A 20235-nucleotide genomic window follows, 5' to 3' on the forward strand; every position below is an offset into this window, starting at 1 on the left:
AGTTGGGGATAGTCCCTCTCTCTGGTGCAGAGGTTTAACATTTACGCTAAAGGAAGACAGTATGTCGTGGATGGAATTGAGCCTAGATACAACACACGAAGGAGTTGACTGGGTTTGTACCCTCGTGGCTCAAACTATTGATATTAATGATGTTTACATCACAGAATATACTGCAATTAACCAAGCGCAATCAGTCACAGAAAACGCTAGCCATCCCAGTTGGGCATTTACGATTAACTTATACTTAGCTTGTGATGCCTATTTACGGACACGTATAGACAAAATTTTGCATCTGCTTTCCCCCTTAGAGCGTACTGGAATCGCTACAGCAATTCAAACCAATATAGTTGAGGATAAACTCACTAACGCAAATATACTCAAACCCGTCATTCATCGCATTGGCAAACGCTTTGTTGTGCTGCCTCCTGATGTACCCTATCAATTAGAAACACCAGACCAAGTAAGTTTGAGACTGAATAAAAGCTTCTCTTTTGGTAGTGGATTTCATCCAGCCACGATTCTCAGTCTCAAATTAATTGAGAAATATGTCCTCCCCAGAATGAAGACCCTGGATTTGGGTTCAGGTTCAGGTATTCTGAGTGTGGCAATGGCGAAATTAGGGGCAACTGTTTTAGCGCTAGATAACGATAGTCTTGCTGTACAAGCAACTCAGGATGCTGTCCTGTGTAATGGCGTTGAGCAGCAAGTAACAGTCATGGCCGGGAGTCTAGGGTCTGGTAGTGATTTGGGACATTGGATGAACCAAGAAACTATAGATTATGTACCAACAATTAAACCGGCAAAAAGCTTTGACCTCATAGTTGCAAATATCCTGGCGCGAGTTCATGTTGCTCTCGCTAATGATTTCCAGAATGCTTTACGTCAAACAGATGCAAATCGGGGACTATTGATTGCATCTGGCTTTACCGTTGACCATGAAGAAAATGTGACTACAGCTTTCACCCAAGCAGGCTTAGAGTTAGTTGATTGTGAGCGATTAAATGAGTGGGTTGCATTTGCCTATCGCTTGGTGTAGCTAGTAGTTTAAGAACTTTCTGAGTCTCCATCCGTTCAACTTTGGATTTGCAATTTTGCAGTTTAGATGATTTATTTCAAAATCTAAAATGCCCAGTCCCCAATTTCCTCGCACACTATCGAACGTAAGTAACCTTAGGTGTATCAATTAATCTCGATGACAATTCTGGATGATATTTCTGTTTTAGAATAGGCATTTCTTGCCAACATTTCCGACAAAAAAAGTAAACTTCACGACTGCGAATATGTCGTAAAAGCTGATGAGAGCAGCAAGGACAATTATTCATGATGTTTTAAATTTATAAAAAAGAAATTTCAAAAAATGTATAGTTATGTAACTAATAATTTAGTTGCATAACCATACCAAATGATTATGTTTTGGCTCAATAATATCTTCAGTACAATCACTTAAATAAATATAAAGTTTCCTAACGCATAGGAGGTTTTAAACATTGATACCCCTACACCCTAAACCCGTGTTTTGGGGTATAGGGGTATAGGGGTATAGGGGTATGAGGCAATACGGTTCAGTTAAGAGAATAGTAGGTTGGGTGGAGCGATAGCGTAACCCAACAAAGTCTTGAGAATGTTGGGTTCCGTTCCTCCACCCAACCTACACCAGTCTAAGTTGTTGCCTTAACTGAACTGTATCGGGGTATAAGGGTGTAGAGATTGATGAAACTATTATTCTTGTGTTAGTGCGAGAGTTATCACTCATCACTTTATTAAAAACCTATACCTGTCAGACACCCGTACCCCCCTACACTAAATTACCAAGGCAGCTGAGTACCATCCCAAGAGAAAAACTTTCCACTATCACCTTCCTGGAGTTGTGCAATCACAGCTAATAATTGGTCAACAGTGCGTTCAATGGAAAATAGTTTCTCGGCGGCTACATTTTTCTGAAAGGGCCGAGAAAGACGTGTATCGGTTGTCCCAGGATGTAAAGTTACTACTGTAGTTTTAGGGCAACTTCTACCATACTCAACGGCTACAGTTCTCATAAACATATTTAGTGCCGCTTTGGAGGCGCGATAGCCGTACCAGCCACCAAGTTGATTATCGCCGATGCTGCCCAATTTAGCGGAAATACTAGCAAAAACACTTGGCTCATTATGTTGGAAGCAAGGTAAAAGATGTTTTGCTAAGAGAACAGCACCTATGCTGTTAATGTGAAAGTAACGGAGTAAATTTTCTGAATTAAGTTGTCTCAAACTTTTTTCAGGTTGTAAATTTCCTTCATGTAGTATTCCTACACAGTTAATTACCAAATGCAATCTATTAGTTTCAGTATTTATTTGTTGCAAGATTTCCGCTATCTGTAACTCATCAGTAATATCTAGTGATAGACAAGTTAATCGTTGGGAATATTCTTTTTCTAGTGTAATTAACTCAGACGCTGAATCTTTTTGGCGATAGGTGGCATAAATTTTGGCGATTTTGTCATCTTGCAGCAATTTTTTGACAAAGCCTAAGCCAATGCCTTGGCTAGCTCCTACAATCAGGACATTGGCACGATTAATCTCATCAATAAAAGACATACAAAATAATAACGATCGCCTACTTCAGTGCAACTATAAACTATTCCTGCACTACCTCAACCAACTCTTCAATCATCACCTCGAAAGTACGAGCTAATTTCTGAATGGCGGTAAAATCTACAGTCGCCAATCCAGGCGATCGCGCATAGGTTCTCAGAGTGCTGTAAACTACACCAGAACGGTCAGATACTTCTTTCAATGTCCAACCTCTCTGGGCTGCATACTCTCGAATCTTGAGGCGAATCATTCCCATAATTTGCTGCTTCAATGACTTGTATCAGTCGCAGAATAATTGTATCATATAAAACGATCGCCCCCCAGCCTAGAAAACAGAGAGAGCGATCGTAGTACTCAAATGTAAAGCCGATAGGTTATCTGTGTCTATCCATCGACAGGAAAAATACCTACGGGACTTAACAGTTAAACATCTACCGAATTTACTGGTATTTTTATGGTATCATCACTCAACCCAAAAGCAATTGTCATCCGTCCATCAAAAATTGTTCACAAATCTTTAACTCCTCATCCTCTATCACGATTTGTCACTGAAGAAGCAATTTGTCTGATGTTTCGCATCGGGTTTGATGATATCTACACAGTGGAATGTTGGCACTATGTAGTTTACGTCCACGCCAGGGGGGTGAGTACATTTGTCAGTTATGCCGATTTTCCCCCCACTTTAGGAGTGCAACCACCAACCAGATCAGACTTTATTAAATGGCGCAGGCGGTGGCGCAAGCAACACGACTATGCTCATCGCAAACAAGCACCAGAATGGTGGGAAGAATTTTTTATTAGAGAGTTTTGGCAAGCACCTTCCGAGTCTGTGTTACACAGTTGGGGTGAGTTAGTCGGGATAATTAAATTTGTGTTTAGCGAAGATACTTTGGCAGAACTCCGCAGAAACTATCGTCTAGAAAAATCATCCTTAAATTAATTACCTATTACCCGCATCGGCGGGGCGGCTATCGTTCTTCTCCTATGAGGAGATGGAGTTTCCCGCCGCTTTCATAAACACTTAACGCTTTCGTTCATCTCTTGTCTGGTGTACCTCACGTACTTGCAAACTGCTGTATCAATCTAATACACAAAGTAACTATCTTAAGTTAGAGGTATCAGACCATATAGGAATCTGATTTGATTAATGAAAATATCTAGTGTATCTGTATGGTGGGCAAGGGTATTGCCCACCATGCTACGTATATTTCAGAAATCAAATACTAGCCCTGTAGGTATTTTTCTGAACGTATCATTACCTGATTATACAAATCGTGTTTCTTAATTATGAGAATAACTTTGCATAAACCGGAAGTGATTTATGTATGAAAAATAGATATTGTTGTCATTAACAGCAAAGTTAATTAGCTCAAAAAATCATAACTAAGCAGTCAACTTTGCAGCCAAACCACACAATGAGACTTTTCACTATGACTCACAAATTCCTTACTGATGTGTCTGAAGCACAACAACAAATTATCTCTGGAGGGAGTGATTACACATTTAATAGCAGCTACTCTTCTAAGAGACAAGCTAATTTCCAAGGATCATCAAATTCCAATCATCAAGGCAGTAATAGTCAATCTCAGGGAAACGTAAGTGAGGTTACTAGCTATTCAAAAGAATGGTCAGGAGTGGGTGCGCCATTTCTACCTACGATTGGTTTATGGAACGTACCGTATATCTTCTAGAGATTCTTTGATATGAGAATCCGGTTTGATTGGTAAACATATTTAGGTATTTGTAGGGTGGGCAATGCCCATCCTATATCTAATTCAAATACTGATAAGTAAGCAGGCGGATGTGAATATTTATTATTGGGGTGAGGCAGGAGTAAATAGGGTTTTAGCCTAGATTATCGGAAAAAAGAGCTAGAAAAATGCGCCTATGTCATCCTTAATAGCTCGAACAAGAGCGATCGCTAAAATTAAACTATAAGATAGTTATGAACCCAGAAAAACACTAGTAGTTTTCTGTTTGGATAATACAACACTCATATTCTGGCAAATTATGTACCCAAAGGATTTGAACACCGTCAAATAGGGGAACTTCGACTTGCCACCATGTTCCACCCCGTAGACGACGATACCAACGGTGTTTAGATAGGGTTAAATCTAAAATTTCAATAGGATAATTAGTGTTGTAGGAACGAGAGGGGAGTTTTTGACGGGTTAATTATCTATTCTTACCAATATTTATTGAGGATTGCCATTACAGGATACTGCTATTTTTCGCAGATTTTCTTCCGTCGCTTCATCTGCTGGAAATTGGAAAAAAAGTGCAAGAATAAATGGTAATAATATCAGTGGTAACTGGTAATAGCCCATAAGTATATGTGCTGTTACCAGTTACTCACCCACATTTGATGATTTAGCGGCGACGCTTGACAAATATGAATAGAGCGATCGCACTCGCACCTAAAAGCCATCCCCCTGATGGTTCAGGTACGCTGACTTTCAAGGGGTTATTGGGTTTGGAGAGGCTTTCTTTCCCATTTTCTACTTTACGGTCAAAGCGATCGCTTGCGGCTTCTGCTTCTTTGAGTAACTGTCTTTGTTCATCGTTGACCAATACCAACATCGAAGAATAAGGGCTGACAATCTTATACTTTTTGGCTACAGCGTGAATTGCATCCAAACTTTTGAGATTGTCTAATTTAATTTGTTTACTCAAGCCTAAAATTAATTGTCTGGCGGCTAATGGCAATAAATCATCTTGCTGGTTATTAGTTGTAATTGCTGTGTCTAATGTTTGCAAATACCAAGCATAACCATTGACAACTGTAACAACAGAATCACCTAAAACTGATTTAGTGGCAATTCGCTGCAACACCTCGGCAATATCAACAGCAACTCCACCACCGCTATCTTGTAATGATTTAATGATGCCATCGTTGTAGGCTCCAGGCAATCCACCTAAATGCACCATCCACAAAGGTGCAGGAGTAGCAGTGACAGTTTTATTGTTCTTCGACAACTCATAACTACCTTCATCACTCAACAATAAAACGGCATCATAAGTTGTATCTCCACGCAAATTATTAAACTGTGCCAACATTTCCTGGGGTTGAATTGTACCGTAAAAAGCTACTTTTTCAGGTTGGAATTGTTGGAGATCATCTAATCGTTTGGGTGTAGCCCCTGGAGAAACACTGATATATAAATCAGCATCGTTGTTTGTCAAATCATTATCTGCAAAACCATATTGTTTCAACCAAGATAATGTTTGTGTCAATTCTTTGATATGTTCTCCCATACTGCGGGAAGTGTCGAGAACTAAGGCGACACGCTGATTTTTAGGTAAAGTGTAATCTTTGTTAGATAGGGGTTTGGCTAATATTTTGTAGCCTTCATCTAAACTCACTTCATGCAATACAGGCTGAATTTTCTGGCTGCTGGGGATGAATTCTTCTAACCAAGCATCTTCTTTAAAACCTATTTCTTTACCGTTGCGGATACGCTTGGTTTGATTAGTCCAGAATATATTACGTCTTTCCCCTAAATCTGGCATTGCCCAACCTTTATCTTGTCCCAGCACCTTGTAAGTTAACCATAGGTGCATTTCTGTGGGGAGTGGTGGTTGTCCTTCTATTTGTTGTACGTTGTTGGGAGGAATAGGAAAAGCCCGTAAACGATAATGTCTTGGCCCTACTTGTTCTAATAAAGCTGGATCTACCGGACGTTCACGCCTAACTTGAGAATTATAAACTTTTTGGGCAGCACCACGAGGAGAGACAACAAAGTTAAAACGTTGGTTTAAGTTATTAGTATCTCCCAACCATAAGCCAGTAATTACAGCACTTTCTGGCAAAGAAAAGGAGTAGAATACTTCCTGAACTTCTCGTGTTTGGTTTTTATAAACTTCGTACAATTCCACATCAGCCCAATCACCATGTTCTTTCACGGTAACTTGTTGCGATGCCAACAAAACTTTTTTCTCGTTGATATTTAATAAACCTGCTTTAACTTCCTGCTCGTTAAAAGTAGATTGTACTGCATGACTAACGGCTGTTTTTTCGGCTTTTTGTAGAGGTGTGTCGAAAAATTCCGCGTAGAGTTTTTCTGCCTTAGCGGCATCTTTATCGGAACCATTATATAAAAATGGTGACATCAGAAAATTATAGGTTTCTTGCAACCCATCAGCCGCCGTCTTTTCCAAACCTAATACATGACTATACATGGCGCTGATATGATTATTTTCTTGCCTGCTGCTGAGATAGCGGTAAGAAGATAAATAAGCATTAACTAATCCTGTGCGGATTTGTTCTGATTTAGTTATGAGGGTTTGGCGATCGCTATCATTTTTCGGCGCATTTGCTAACAGTGAAAAAGCCATTACTTGGGGCTGTTGTTGCAAAGATAAGAAAGTTACAAAAAACGCCACAATAACTGCACTAGCACCAGCAAATGTTTTTTGCTTCCCATGATCTACAGCAAAATCTTTTAAAATTTTCGCTCCTGAGTGTACATACATTGCTGCTAATGCCGATGGCATAACAATAAACAACGTAGCGCTAAAAGCAAGAACAATAAACCACGTAGAAACTATTAACAAACCACCGACAAAGGCTGTGTGGTATAATATATTCCATAATGGCATTACCCATTCAAATTTTACAAATTCCTGCAACAAAAATACTGCTAAAGGCAAGGCGTAAAATAACAATACTGCACCTGCATACACACCAAATACCAGCATTAATGTATGGGCTAACATTTGTACCCATTGCAACCCAATTTTGCGCCGGGAAGCATAGCCCCAAAATAATTCTCCTGCAAAAGCAGCGATACAAACACCCATTGTTAGTAAAACTTGGCTACTAGCAGGGGTGAGTTCCCGAATCACGAACAAGCGCAATAAACATAAGACAAATAGCGGGGCTTCTACACCATAAAATAGGCGGATTAGTTTTACAGGTTGTCGAAGAAAAAGCCAGCCACCGATAATGCTACAAATTGTGGGAATGGCAATTAAAGCAACTAGAGATAAGGAAAATTCAATCGGTATATCACCCCTAGCGGTTGCCAAAACTAATGGCACACCTACAAATGGTAATATTCCTAGATAAACGAATCCTAAAAACGTCAGGTTCCAGAGCCAGAAAATTCCTTCAAAAATTATATTCCAAAATAATTTCACAGCTTTACTCCTCCTACCGTCTATATAGATACAGCACTATATTGATAATTCCCTGAATTCAAAGCTATCTTTTGTAGTGATGGAGAATAAGGGACTTCCAGAAAATAAATGATCTGATGTTGATGTAAAGATAATGAGAAGATTTGTTCTTCCCCTGCCCCCAACACGGTTCAGTTAACAGAGTTATCTGTTGAGGCAAGCAGGGGGAGCAGGGGGAGAAGAGAAGCAGAGGAAGAGAAATTGCTTAATAATAACTCTCTTCCCTCCCCTGCTTATCCGAACCGTATTGCCCCTGCCCCCTGTCACCTGTGATTATCAAAGGCTAATTGGGCAATCTGAGTATAGTTGTCTACTTATCCTGATTTTCACAGGTATGAAACCTTTGGTAAGCAATGACTCAATTTCCCTAAAATCTCACCCTAGACAGCAATCATCACGGAATTTTCTCATTCGATTTATTCTTGGCGGTACAACTTTGATTGTCAGTATTTCTGCTTATTTTAGCTATTTAGCTGCCCGCAATATGGCACTAGCAGATATACAAAAGAATGCTTTTCTGGAAGTACAAACAGGAGTTGATCAAATAGAGGCGTGGTTAAGTGTTCGCAAAGTCGAGGTAAAAACTTTAGCGAATACTCCAGCCGTACGTTCCTTAGATTGGGCTGTAGCAGAACCTTATTTAAAGACTGAAGTTGAGAGAATCAAAGAATTTTTCTTATTCCAAATGTCAATTGCGGATGGTTCTTACTACACGACAAAGTCAGGACGCGCAAACAACAATGTTAAGGATAGAGAATACTTTCAACAGGGAATAGCCGGAAAAAGCAGTGTTTCTGATCCTTTTATTAGCCGTTCTACAGGAATACCCTTGATTGCGATCGCTACTCCGATTTTATCAACTTCCAATTCACCCATAGGAGTGTTTCACGGTAGCGTCAAAGTTGACCATATTACAAAGGTGATCAATTCTCTCACCTACGGTAAAAATAGCTACGCTTTTGCCCTCAATTCCCAAGGGGAGGCGATTGTTCATCCCGACTCGACTTTAATCTCCACTACGGAAAAACCTGCCCCCAGTCTGCTGAAAATTAATAACCATAGTTTACAAGCGATCGCCCAGCGCATGGTTAACAAACAGCAGGGAATTGAGTTGATGGCGATTGACGGTAAACAAAAATATATTGCTTATGTACCATTAAAGGCTGCAAATTGGTCTGTAGCTTTGGTAATTCCCCGTGAAAATATTGAGTCTCGGCTGCAATTTCTAGATTTAATTGCGTTGATTGTTGGCGGATTAACTATCACCATGATTACTGTTTTGTGGCGAGTACAAGCTTTTGAACAGGCACAACTAAAAAAGTCTAAAGAGGCGGCTGATTTAGCTAACCATGCCAAAAGCGAATTTTTAGCTAACATGAGTCATGAACTAAGAACGCCTTTAAATGGGATTTTGGGTTGCGCGCAAATTTTGCAACGTTCCTCAAAGTTACCTGAGCAAGAACGACATCACATCAATATTATTGAACAATGTGGTTCACACCTGTTGACATTAATTAATGACATCTTGGATCTTGCTAAAATTGAAGCCAAGAAACTAGAACTGCATGGCGAAGATGTACATTTTCCATCTTTTATACAAGGTATTGCCGAAATTTGCCAAATTCGTGCTGCACAAAAAGATATTTTATTTATCTATGAACCTGCCAGTAATTTACCTACATGGGTGCATATTGATGCCAAAAGATTACGTCAAGTACTGTTAAATCTGCTGGGTAATGCGATTAAATTTACTGATCACGGTCAAGTTAAGCTAAAAGTTGAGACAATTGAAGAATCCTCTAATCAAAAACCAGTCAACCACCGTATTCGTTACTGTATAGAAGATACAGGTATTGGCATCACTGACGCAGAATTAAGCAAAATTTTCTTACCTTTTGAACAGGTAGGTGAAAAAAAGCGTCAGACGGAAGGGACGGGACTGGGTTTAGCTATTACTCGTCAGTTAGTGCAGATGATGGGGAGTGATATCCATGTCACAAGTCAGGTAGGAAAGGGTAGCACTTTTTGGTTTGAATTGGAGATAGTAGCTACCAATGAATGGTTACAGTCAATCATGACTACCTCCGTCAGAAAGATTATTGGTTTTGAGGGAAATCCCCGCAGAATTTTGATAGTAGATGATCGCTGGGAAAATCGTATAGTCTTGAATGATTTATTGCAACCATTGGGTTTTGAAGTAATGGAAGCTGTCAATGGTCAAGATGGTTTAGAACAAGCGATCGCTATTTCACCAGACTTAATTATTACAGATTTACTCATGCCAGAAATGGATGGGTTTACATTAATTCAAAATCTGCGACAGATACCCCAGTTTGAGAATATCAAAATTATTGTTTCTTCCGCTAGTGTTTTTGAATCTGATCAACATCGCAGCTTAGCAGTCGGTGGTGATGACTTCCTCAGCAAACCCATACAAGCAAATGAATTACTGCGTCAATTAGAACGTCATTTAAATTTAGTTTGGATTTATGAACCTTCTGAGTCTGAAAATCAACCAATCTCAGATTTAATAACTCAAAACAATAGTCTATCAGCACAATTAATTACTCCCCAAGCAGAAGTATTACAAGAACTGATGACATTAGCGAAAAAGGGTAACTTTAACGCCATTATCAAGTGTGCAGATCAAATAGAAGCAGAAGATACGAACTTTGCTACTTTCGCTCATCAACTCAGACAACTAGCCAGACAATTTGATGAGGATGCAATCCTTGATTTTTTGACAAAATATGAGGTAGAAATGGCATGAGAGCGACTGTACCCAATCAGAATTATTTTAGCGATCGCACACCAATCAAAGGCATAATTTTAGCTGTTGATGATAATCCCAACAATTTACAAGTTTTATCGAGTTTTTTAGATAACTCTAGTTTTGAAGTTTGGGCGGCGCGCAGTGGTGAAAAAGCCTTACAAAGGTTAGAAAATGATTTATTACCCGATTTGATTTTACTAGATGTCATGATGCCGGGTATGGACGGTTTTGAAACTTGTCAACGTCTTAAAAGTGACCAGCGTTTTTGTGATATTCCCGTAGTATTCATGACTGCATTATCAGAAACTGCCGATAAAGTTAAAGGATTTCAACTGGGAGCAGTAGATTATATTACCAAACCTTTCCAGCATGAAGAAGTATTGGTGAGAATAGAACACCAGCTAAAATTACGCCATTTAACAGCAAGTTTAATCGCCAAAAATGCTGAACTGCAAAAAACTCAAACTCAACTAATTCAAACCGAGAAAATTGCTAGTTTAGGTCAAATGGCAGCCGGGATTGCCCATGAAGTTAATAACCCCATTAACTTTATTTCGGGTAACTTAACCTTTGTGCAAAAGTATGTACAAGAAGTAGTTGACTTACTTTATCTGTATCAACAGCATTTTCCCAATCCACCTGCTGAAATTAAAGATGCAATTAATCGAACTGAGTTAACATATTTATTAGATGATTTATCTAATGTGATCAAATCTATGCGTGTAGGTACAGATCGCGTTCAAGAAATTGTCTCCTCATTAAACAAATTTTCTCGAAATAGAGAAACAGGTAAGAAACTAGCTAACCTTCATGAAGCAATAGAAAATACACTACTAATTCTCGGACATCGACTAAAAGCCAATTCTGAACGTCCTGCCATTGAAGTTGTCAAAAAATATGGTAATTTACCCTTGATTGAATGCTATCCCGGTGAAATTAGCCAGGTATTTATGAATTTAATCGCCAATGCCATTGATGCTATTGAAGAAACACAAAAAAATCAAAACTACTGTGACATTGCTGAAAATCCTGGGGTCATCCACATCACAACTGAGCTAATTGGTGAGCAAGTTATTTGCAAAATTGCTGACAATGGTGCAGGAATTAGTGAAGAAATCCAAAGTCAAATATTTAATGCTTTCTACACAACTAAACCCATCGGTAAAGGAACTGGTTTAGGTCTATCGATAGCTTACCAAATTGTTACTGTTAATCATCACGGCAAAATATCATGTCATTCCCAACCAGGAGCAGGTCTAGAGTTTATAATTGAATTACCCATAAATTAATATATCTGCTATAAATAAAAGTTTTAGTGAGAACTTTAGTTATAACAATAGAACTAAAGTCCTTACTACGATTTTCTATCTTTTAGGATGTGCTTATACTTTTTCTTGATGTAGCTTGTCTGGCGTAGCCATAGATGCACTTTATTCTGTACTGTAGAGACTTTGTATGCAACGTCTCTACATCATTTATTTGGCGCAACTTCATAGAGAATTGGTATTACTTCTAGTTTCTTTGTTGGCATATTTGCCACATTTATATGCCGAGATGCGGCTTGATTATTTGGGGTTTGATTTTGATGGCTGGTCAGACGAAGACCGACCAAGAAAGATTACCTCTGAACTCAGAGACAATGCCATTAAAAATAGCACGAAAACCTTATGAACCAGGTTAATCTACTATGAACTGCAAAACTTTAATTTACGATCCGAATAAGCAAGAAGCAATTACTTTAAGTGTTGATAAAAAGCGTTATAAATTGGTACGTTGGAATGTTGCCGATACACCCCAGATGTTGTTAGAGTCTTCTTTGGAACGATACACAGAATTAAGTTTATTTACCAAAATACCCCAAGCAGATGCGATGGTCAAAGACCAGCTCCTTTGGAGCATCGCCATTATTCAGTGTAATAATATTTACCAACTTTCCTACCAGCCAGTCAATGCCATCTTAGAAATTCGTCGCTGGGAAGATTTTAGCTGTATCGAGGAAATAGAGTTACCTGAATGCACCGACATACCAGGTTGTGTCACGATTACTCCATGTCAACAGTACATCATCGTTGTCGAATCCTATGCTTCCCTGTATCTAGTAGAATTGCAATCGGGTATAATTAAGCGTTTTGCTTTTAAGACAGAATATAATTACAGCTTGGTATTTGACCCAAAGATGCAGTTTTTTATCAACTCATCAATTGACCAATTCAGCTATTTTCAACTTCATTGGATTGATGATTTAGCAACGGGTCAGTTTTCCCTTCGGGGAGGTTTTTGGGGGGATATGCGCTGTCATAACGATACCATTATTTTTAGTCCCAACGAAGACGCTTTCATCCATACTTGTTATCATTTTGAACGGAAATTATTGGTGACATACCGTCGATTTAATCGTTCGCAACTATTTAGCGATCGCAGTCATTGGGGAATAAATAATAATCCTACACCAAGTTCTGTTCTCTATAAAGTTTGGGAAGTATCTCTACCCTACATAGAACATCAGCATGATGAGGAAAATCTTTGGCAAAGTGATGTTGCTTTTCTCAATGACCAAACCCTAGTATTAGGCGCAGGAAAAACCCTGGCTTTGCTAAATATTCAAGATGGAGTCGTGAAAGCAGAGTACCAAACAGATGCAATTATACAGGCGATCGCAATAGATTCCACACATCAGCGAGTAATCGCTGCTACCCGTAATGGAATGTTCTGCTTTCATCTGTAGCACTTCGTGAACAAACTTTATCTATCAGCAACACAAAGTTAAAACAGCATTATCCCTGTAGCCAATGAAAAAACTTATTCAAATCTCAATTATTACAATTCTATCACTAGGTTTGACATATCATCTATTACGTATTGCTTTTCCTGTCAACTATATAGTTGACTGTACTCAAGCTAATAAAATCACCAAAATCTCGGATAATTTTATCAGTGCAATTGGCGATCCATCTGCAAAAGAAGCAGAAGTTATCGCACAAAGGTATATCACAAAAGCCTTTTGTTTAAATGATTTAAAGGGTGATTCTAGCTTCAGCCCTAAACCATATTTCTTTAATGTCTCAAACTTAAGTTCTAAGTATCAAATTATTGGTTATAGCGGTGCTGGTTTTCGTAGTCCAGGCAATTTACAAGTAAAATTTGATAATGGGACTCTCCTGAATTTTTGCTTTAGTATGATGGTAATTAACTGCAACCAAGCTCAAGAATGCGATTGTCCTCATGATTTTAACTGGGAACCCAAACCAAAGCGATCGCATCATGAAAATTGAGATAGTTTTGAGCTATGGATTAAGTAATATCACTACTTATTAATCTGTGAAAGAATATTTTGCAGATGATTAGGTAAAGCAAATATTACACCTACCGCAAACTCTGATTTAAAAAGATTATCAATTATTCATATAAAAGTAGGATATAACTATTAATTGTAAATTAATTTCTATCTTATTATCATGAAATCTCTGAAAGATATTCTCAAAATATTAGTTACAGTTACGCTAATCAACTATATTCAATTACCTGTTGCTTGGGCAGATGTTTTATCTCCGGGAGAATCTCCAGTTAGTTACTGTTTTAAAATTGCCAATCTTGACAAATATCCTAATTATTTATTAATTGCACATATTAAGTCACAAAATCCCAACCTGCCAACATATAACAGAATTCTTCAGTCAGGTAAATGTTTGGGTTTAAATGGATATCGAGAATATAGTGATGTCTATGCTATCAAAAAATCTTTGCTTAAATTTCAAGATATTGTCAAGAGTGAAGAAGGTGAATCTATTAAAGATTTGAATAGCAAAAAAGCCCTGTTAATTCCAGCAAAGAATAGTATTAAATCTCTGAGATTGCTACCAGATAGATATGGTATAAAAGAAGTTGCTGATGTTTTAGAAATTGTCGCGATCGCACCCAAATCTCTCGATTTAAAATATAAGGAAGTTGTGTACACTTCTAAGCAAGGAAATTCAGAAACAAAAGCTTATCAAGTGCAAGATACACGACCATTACCTTCTTGGAGTAAGACGCTGAATTGGTTCAACTTGATAATTCTCGGAATATCCCTAGTTGGTATCATGATGGCTTATAAAAAACTAAAATTTGACAACAAACAAAACTAATTATTAGAAAATGTCAAGTCGCTTCTCTACGAGACGCTACGCGAACGCTCCAATTCAAAAAAGGTCAATTTTTGCTACTATTATTCTAATAGACCTAAATCTTTACGAAATGATAAACTATAAGTTTTGAGATGAAACTCTAATTGCCGGCTTGCCATCTAGCAAAGTTAGGGTCAGACAACACTTTCCGATTAAGTCAGAATTCCAACAGTAGATTGGAACTCCTCCGTAACAGCAAGAAAACTCTTTAACCGTTTGTGGTAAGTCTTGAAAAGTAATATTTGTTTGAACTGAATTTACTGCCGAAAGAGCTTCCGCTAGTATAAATATTGAACCGATTTCACCTAATCTTCTGTTTTCTAGCGAAATAGTATTGCCAAATGCAAGTTGATCTAATTCTAATTGTGTAACCTGTAATCCTATAAGTTTCATCCCTTTCTGAACTTCGCTTGTTTCTAGACCTTTTTTTAATTGTGTTAAGTTAGATACAGTAGACATAGTTTTTAAAGCTGTAATAATAAAAAATTAGGTTTATCAAAGCGACAGGAAACTCCATCAAGCGCGTGGGTGGAGAGGAATAGTCGCCCCGTCGCTTCGGTAATGGGTAATGGGTAATGGCTACTCTTACCAATTACCGATTACCGAATTCCTCAGAAGCATAATTTTTCTCTTGGGTCTGAAGCCCCTGTTTATTAGTGCGAAAAGTAGCCATTTTGACAACTCATTGTCTTACTAAGTAAGTCGATGCAATAAAACCAAACTATGTAAATAAAAGTAAATAAGGCTCAAACTCTTTCTCCCCCTGCCCCTGCCTTATCCCAACAATATTTATTTACGCCGACCTACTTATCTTTGCTCCCCAACTTTATGTCTAGTGCTTTCTTTTTGCTAAGTTGACATCAATGAAAGCTACTAAGGATTTTACTAGGGCTTGAGCTTTCAAATTTTTTATTAGCAACAGGACAGCTAAAGATTTAAGGAAGTCCTCAACCACTACTAACTTTAGATGGAGATGAATATGTTTAATTGCTCACCAATGAGATAGCTTTTGGCTTTAGATTTGTACTATTGTTGTGAGGCGAACGACCAAAGAATTTACTTAGGGCAGTTATTTCGTGCATTAATTCCTTAAATCCTTCCAATGTGAGTGATTGAGGCCCATCTGAAAGTGCTTTAGCTGGATTGGGGTGAACTTCAATCATCAAGGAATCTGCACCAGCAGCTATAGATGCCATTGTCATAGTTGGCACAAATTCGGATTTACCTGTGGCATGACTAGGATCAATCATAATAGGTAAGTGTGTCAGGGTTCGCAAAACTGGAATTGCAGATATATCCAGCGTGTTTCTTGTAAACTGTCGGTCAAAAGTGCGAATTCCTCGCTCACATAGTATGACGTTTGGATTACCTCCGGCTAAAATATACTCTGCTGACATCAACCAATCTTCGATAGTGGCTGACAGTCCCCGCTTCAGTAGCACTGGCTTAGTAGTAGCTCCTATTTTTTTGAGAAGTGAAAAATTCTGCATATTTCGGGCCCCAATTTGCAACACATCTGCTACTTCGATGAGCTTATCTAAGTCATCTGCGTCCATGATTTCTGTAATGATTCCTAAACCTGTAGCTTCTTTAGCTTTTGCTAACAAAGCTAGAGCGCTCTCACCATGACCTTGGAAAGCATAAGGTGATGTACGGGGTTTATATGCGCCACCACGTAAAAATTGTGCGCCGTATTCTTTCACCGCTTGGGCTGTCTCGACGATCATTTCTTCGTTTTCTACCGAACAAGGGCCGGCAACTACAACTACAGGATGGTTTTGCCCAAAAGTTATAGGCCCATTAGGTGTTGGTACTACAACCTCACTATGTTCTCCGTAACGAAATTCTAAAGAAGCTCTTTTGAAAGGCTTTTTAATCCTAATCACTTGTTCTATAAAAGGGTTCAAATTTTGAATTTGGCGTGGATCAAGTTCTGAGGTATCTCCCACCAAACCGATTACTACTTTGTGATGACCTACACAGATTTCTGGTGTAAGTTCATGGCGACGAATTTCTTCATTTACTTGTTCTATTTCCGCAGATGGAGTGAAGGGTTTCATTACAATAATCACTAGTTTTTCTACTCCTTAAATAGTGCAAAGATTGATAATTTTTAGCGAAAAGCTTGATTCGGGTTCGCTGATTTATTGTTAAATATTAATCAGTTAAATATTGTGGATTTATGCAAATAGAGAAAAATTATTTTTAGCTTATACCAACTCTATATGAAGTTGTGTCCAATAAATGATGTAGAGACGTTGCATGCAACGTCTCTACCGTACAGAATAAAGTGCATCTATGGCTACGCCAGACAAGCTACATCAAGAGACGGTATTAGGTTTTAAGTCTGGTGTACGCAAAAGCACCAAAGAAGGGAAGGATTCCCATCCTTGATGCAAACATCTCTTAGCCCATTGCTGTACAGTGACCTTTTACGTTTTTAAGGTTTTGAGATGTTCGCTATACCATGTCAAGGTGTGCCGTATAGCTTCACGTAAAGGGGTAGCATGATTGCCAAATGCTTGGACGTATTTATCATGATTTACAACAAATGGCTCATCAAACTCATACATCATCTCGACTGTTTCACGAGCTTCTGGGATAAAAATCCCGCCTAATCGCATCATGAACTTACCCATTTTACTGATCTTTGGTGGGTATCCAGCTTCCTCAAAAGCTATGGTGATAAATTGTCGAGTAGTGATAGTCTCAGCATTAGGTACGTGCCAAATTTGACCCAATGCTTTATCTTCTTCCCCTAAGACCACCAATGCCTTGCCAAAGTCATCGATAAAGGTATACGTATGAGGGAGATCAATTTCACCGATCGCCGATGCAGGTTTCCCAGTCAGTACAGCAGGAAAAATGCGATCGCCCATGACAGAATCAAGTACTAGTGGCCCATAGAAGTCGGATGCTCGACCAATAGCAACTCGTACAATACCTCTACGGTGTGCATCCAAAAGCGCCTCTGTCATTTGTCCACGGACACGCCCTTTGCGGGTAGTTGCAGCATTGGGCATATCTTCGCGCAACACACCATTGACAGGGCCGTACATATAAAGATTATCTCCCACAACTAGCTTTGCGCCATTGGCGGCCACCCCTTCAACAATGCTAGCTTGCAAGGAGGGAAACAACTCTGGCCATTGGGTGTAGGCTGGTTGCGCGCATTGGTAAACTACTGTCGCTCCAGTAGTAACTGCTCGTGTATTTTCGGAATTATAAGCATCGCTGGCGATGATTTCCACATTAGAGGGTACGTCTGCTTTGCCACTGCGGTTAATCATCCGCACCTTTTTGTTCCGAGCTAACAGTTCACGCATGACGGCCTGTGCTAGAGGGCCAGTACCAAAAATTACATGGAGTTCTTGTGTTGTGTTCATGGGTTGGTTTTGATATCAAAAAATTATTTTTTCGGAGAAAAATGTCGGATTTTATTTAAACTTAGACATTTTTGTGTCTTAATAAAGTCACCCCGGCGGCTAAAAACCAGAGTTGGAGCATAGTTACTGACACACTAATAAATGCCCCCAAATCCACCCCAAATAGTTCTATTAATTGAGTCGCCAGAAACAGAGCAGCGACAATCCCAAATATTCCTAACCAACGTGGTAGTGTTCTTGAACGTAATAAGTAAATTGAGATAATTAATAACCACAATACGGTAAATAGGCTAACACCTAATACTTCACCGACCGAACCAGCGTAGTCATTGAGGGTTTTATAGACAACAGCGATCGCTTCACGAGTTTGTGCAGAGATTGTAGGATCAGCATAAACTTGCGCTAAGGCTGGCATTGGTACTAACCAGCGAATAATGCCCAGACAACGAGTGACAGTAGATGCAATACCAAAACCAGTTGCCACTTGGAGCCATACAGGGTTGCTTTCCCCATTGCTAATGACACGAGCAGTTAATAAAGCCACTACCCAAAAAAGTATTGAATAAAGAAGATAGATCAAATAACCAATTCTGACTGGTTCAGCTTTTTCAATTAATAGTGGCAACATGATACTAGCCGGTTCACCAAGACTAGCTGGCCAATTAATTGCTGCACCAAGAATAAAAACCGGCACAAACAGCAGCAGAGCTTCAACAATCAATACCAGACCAGCAGTTCGGTAAAGTGCTTTTATAGACATAAAGGAATTTATTTTTGACATGATTACATGAGATGAGGAACACATGATTAGGTGGTAGAGACATTGTGTTGCAATGTCTCTACTTGGGGAAAATGGAGATGATGTTGATGACTAAAACTAGTTATAGAGAATTGTCAGTTCTGTAGTTTCTTGCGCTGGGAAATTGCCACCAAAACTCCAAACAGAAATATTCCCCATGAAAAAGAAGCTTCTGGAACTGCTTTCAGTGCCACTGCACGAATTTGCATCGGGTATGGCAAAAGTATCATATCGTATCCATTGCCGCTTGCAAAATTAATGTCCAGTTCTCCAAAGTTCTCGTTAACTATCTGCACTCCTCCACCAGCAGCCTTAACATCCTTTAAAAAAGCTGTGGCTAAACCTGCTAACAATGGATCTAAGCCAGATACTTTTTTGGCTCTAATTGGGTCGGTAAAACTACTTTCAAAATCATCATCAAATGATGGTGTATCACCGTAATCAACAATTGAATAAAAATCAGAATATCCAAAGTCAATTATTTTCGTAGTACCACTATAAAGAGCTATTTCCACATCATCTGGATTAGCTTTATAAATTCTTTCTTCCAGGGGTGTAAGGGGATCAGCGTACCAATCTTGACCGAAGACATCTGCACCTAAATTCCAAGTTGTGTTAAAAGCGCGATCGCTCTTTTGACCAAATACAAAGCCAATATCATTGAGTGGGATACCATAATTTGTCAGGTATTGAGCAAAAGTAGGAAAGCTATTAATGCTAATCAAACTTGTCATTCTGGTAGCACCGCTAGCAGGTTCTTCCGGGCTTGCTTGGCGACCAGTCCCGTAATATGGGGCATTGTTAAAACCTGGGAAATCGCGGCGCGAATTTAAACCGATTTCCCTATGGCCACGATCTGGAGCCGAAGGATCTGGATTATAGAAAGGTACAAAACCTTGGTTTTCACTCGGTGATCCATTTAACCCCAAAAAATTATTAGATGCTATTGGTCGTGATTTAATAAATTGCAGTTGATTGTAGTCAAAGCTTAAGTTTGCCGCTTGAGCTGGTGCAATTGCAGATAAGGTGACAGAAGTAGTAAGACCAATCAGTGTAGACAGTTGATAAGTACGCATATTTAAGGTTTTAAGGAAGCTTTAGGAGATTTTCAGCATCATATTATCACTGGTGTGATGTGTAATATGCTAAGAATGATTTTAGGACTGACACAGTCTCACTAGTCATTGGTCAGTTGTCAGTAGGGGCGGGTTTATGAAGATCATCGTCCAAGAGGATATCTGTAAACCCGCCCGTACATTACTCATTAATCATTACTCGTGAGGGTTTTTGGACTGTGGACTGTGGACTATTGACTATTGACTATTGACTATTGACTATTGACTATTGACTATTGACTATTGAC

The 20235-nt window shown here is 38.9% G+C and carries 18 protein-coding genes; 9 read left to right on the top strand and 9 right to left on the bottom strand.

Annotation, left to right across the window (positions count from 1 at the left end):
• Positions 1-61 precede the first annotated feature (61 nt).
• Positions 62-1036: a 50S ribosomal protein L11 methyltransferase gene (locus tag ACM5QX_RS26310; protein ID WP_414756211.1), complete on the top strand. Its 975-nt coding sequence runs from the start codon at positions 62-64 to the stop codon at positions 1034-1036.
• A gap of 769 nt (positions 1037-1805) precedes the next feature.
• On the opposite strand, the gene ACM5QX_RS26315 is transcribed toward ACM5QX_RS26310, so the two are convergent.
• Positions 1806-2576 carry an SDR family NAD(P)-dependent oxidoreductase gene (locus ACM5QX_RS26315; protein WP_414756212.1) on the bottom strand — a complete coding sequence of 257 codons (771 nt, stop codon included), beginning with the start codon at positions 2574-2576 and terminating at the stop codon, positions 1806-1808.
• A 40-nt stretch (positions 2577-2616) separates the two neighbouring features.
• Entirely contained in the window at positions 2617-2829 is a 213-nt protein-coding gene (locus ACM5QX_RS26320) for a helix-turn-helix domain-containing protein (RefSeq protein WP_010995593.1), read from the bottom strand.
• Between the two features lie 198 nt (positions 2830-3027).
• Between ACM5QX_RS26320 and ACM5QX_RS26325 the strand changes: the two genes are divergently transcribed.
• A complete protein-coding gene (locus tag ACM5QX_RS26325) occupies positions 3028-3513 on the top strand; it encodes a hypothetical protein (protein ID WP_011320663.1) in 486 nt (161 codons plus the stop codon).
• A 490-nt stretch (positions 3514-4003) separates the two neighbouring features.
• Positions 4004-4264 carry a CTB family bacteriocin gene (locus ACM5QX_RS26330; RefSeq protein ID WP_414756213.1) on the top strand — a complete coding sequence of 87 codons (261 nt, stop codon included), beginning with the start codon at positions 4004-4006 and terminating at the stop codon, positions 4262-4264.
• 504 nt (positions 4265-4768) lie between these two features.
• Here the strand turns inward: ACM5QX_RS26330 and ACM5QX_RS26335 are convergent.
• Together ACM5QX_RS26335 and ACM5QX_RS26340 are read right to left on the bottom strand one after the other, a co-directional pair.
• Complete coding sequence (locus tag ACM5QX_RS26335; protein WP_255449131.1) at positions 4769-4900, bottom strand: hypothetical protein; 132 nt, start codon at positions 4898-4900, stop codon at positions 4769-4771.
• Between the two features lie 43 nt (positions 4901-4943).
• Positions 4944-7712 (bottom strand): TIGR02921 family PEP-CTERM protein, encoded by a 2769-nt coding sequence (locus ACM5QX_RS26340; RefSeq protein WP_414756214.1) that lies wholly within the window; start codon positions 7710-7712, stop codon positions 4944-4946.
• Positions 7713-8085: 373 nt separating this feature from the next.
• On the opposite strand from ACM5QX_RS26340, the gene ACM5QX_RS26345 reads away from it, so the two are divergent.
• The 6 genes from ACM5QX_RS26345 to ACM5QX_RS26370 all read left to right on the top strand — a co-directional run bounded on the left by ACM5QX_RS26345 (position 8086) and on the right by ACM5QX_RS26370 (position 14648).
• On the top strand, positions 8086-10521 hold the full coding sequence (locus ACM5QX_RS26345; RefSeq protein ID WP_414756215.1) for an ATP-binding protein: 2436 nt from the start codon (positions 8086-8088) through the stop codon (positions 10519-10521).
• Complete coding sequence (locus tag ACM5QX_RS26350; RefSeq protein ID WP_414756216.1) at positions 10518-11813, top strand: response regulator; 1296 nt, start codon at positions 10518-10520, stop codon at positions 11811-11813. Before ACM5QX_RS26345 ends, ACM5QX_RS26350 begins: the two co-directional genes overlap by 4 nt.
• A gap of 166 nt (positions 11814-11979) precedes the next feature.
• Complete coding sequence (locus ACM5QX_RS26355) at positions 11980-12195, top strand: hypothetical protein (RefSeq protein ID WP_414756217.1); 216 nt, start codon at positions 11980-11982, stop codon at positions 12193-12195.
• A gap of 16 nt (positions 12196-12211) precedes the next feature.
• Positions 12212-13249 (top strand): hypothetical protein, encoded by a 1038-nt coding sequence (locus ACM5QX_RS26360; protein ID WP_414756218.1) that lies wholly within the window; start codon positions 12212-12214, stop codon positions 13247-13249.
• Positions 13250-13313: 64 nt separating this feature from the next.
• Complete coding sequence (locus ACM5QX_RS26365) at positions 13314-13796, top strand: hypothetical protein (RefSeq protein ID WP_414756219.1); 483 nt, start codon at positions 13314-13316, stop codon at positions 13794-13796.
• A gap of 183 nt (positions 13797-13979) precedes the next feature.
• Complete coding sequence (locus ACM5QX_RS26370; protein WP_414756220.1) at positions 13980-14648, top strand: hypothetical protein; 669 nt, start codon at positions 13980-13982, stop codon at positions 14646-14648.
• Between the two features lie 117 nt (positions 14649-14765).
• Here the strand turns inward: ACM5QX_RS26370 and ACM5QX_RS26375 are convergent, their stop codons facing one another.
• From ACM5QX_RS26375 to ACM5QX_RS26395, 5 genes are all read right to left on the bottom strand, one after another.
• Positions 14766-15146: a hypothetical protein gene (locus ACM5QX_RS26375; protein ID WP_011320670.1), complete on the bottom strand. Its 381-nt coding sequence runs from the start codon at positions 15144-15146 to the stop codon at positions 14766-14768.
• A gap of 524 nt (positions 15147-15670) precedes the next feature.
• On the bottom strand, positions 15671-16759 hold the full coding sequence (gene aroF, locus ACM5QX_RS26380) for a 3-deoxy-7-phosphoheptulonate synthase (protein ID WP_414756221.1): 1089 nt from the start codon (positions 16757-16759) through the stop codon (positions 15671-15673).
• Positions 16760-17119: 360 nt separating this feature from the next.
• Positions 17120-18073 (bottom strand): SDR family oxidoreductase, encoded by a 954-nt coding sequence (locus ACM5QX_RS26385; protein WP_414756222.1) that lies wholly within the window; start codon positions 18071-18073, stop codon positions 17120-17122.
• 61 nt (positions 18074-18134) lie between these two features.
• Complete coding sequence (locus ACM5QX_RS26390) at positions 18135-18833, bottom strand: DUF4386 domain-containing protein (protein WP_414756223.1); 699 nt, start codon at positions 18831-18833, stop codon at positions 18135-18137.
• Positions 18834-18967: 134 nt separating this feature from the next.
• The gene (locus ACM5QX_RS26395; protein WP_414756224.1) at positions 18968-19948 is read right to left on the bottom strand and encodes a hypothetical protein; all 981 of its coding nucleotides are present in this window, start codon (positions 19946-19948) and stop codon (positions 18968-18970) included.
• Positions 19949-20235: the final 287 nt, after the last annotated feature.

The sequence above is a fragment of the Anabaena sp. CCY 9910 genome (genome assembly GCF_963920875.1).
GTDB classification, from domain to species: Bacteria; Cyanobacteriota; Cyanobacteriia; order Cyanobacteriales; family Nostocaceae; genus Trichormus; species Trichormus variabilis.